This window comes from Desulforhopalus sp. IMCC35007, from assembly GCF_005116575.1.
Classification (GTDB): domain Bacteria; phylum Desulfobacterota; class Desulfobulbia; order Desulfobulbales; family Desulfocapsaceae; genus Desulforhopalus_A.
The window spans coordinates 1-216 of sequence record NZ_SWCN01000121.1 but is presented as its reverse complement, the minus strand read 5'-3'; the positions used below and the strand labels follow the sequence as shown (position 1 = coordinate 216).

At 56.0% G+C, this 216-nt stretch carries 1 protein-coding gene; it reads left to right on the top strand.

What is annotated here, in order from left to right:
• The coding region (locus tag FCL48_RS26070; RefSeq protein ID WP_136876776.1) for a VCBS domain-containing protein at positions 1-216 on the top strand (216 nt) is incomplete at both ends.

The following is a 216-nucleotide window of genomic DNA, read 5'->3' as shown; positions in this document are numbered from 1 at the left end:
ATGCAAACTCTGTGGAGGAAGATGCAACGGCTCCAGTTCTCGGCAACGTTATTACAACCGGACCAGGCAGCGATACCTTAGGTGCCGACTCTCCAACCCTGGTCACTGCCATTGCAGCAGGTGCTGTGACCGGAACTGTCGGAAGCGCCCTTGCCGGTGCATACGGCACCCTGACTCTCAATGAAGACGGCAGCTACAGCTACCAGCTTGATAACA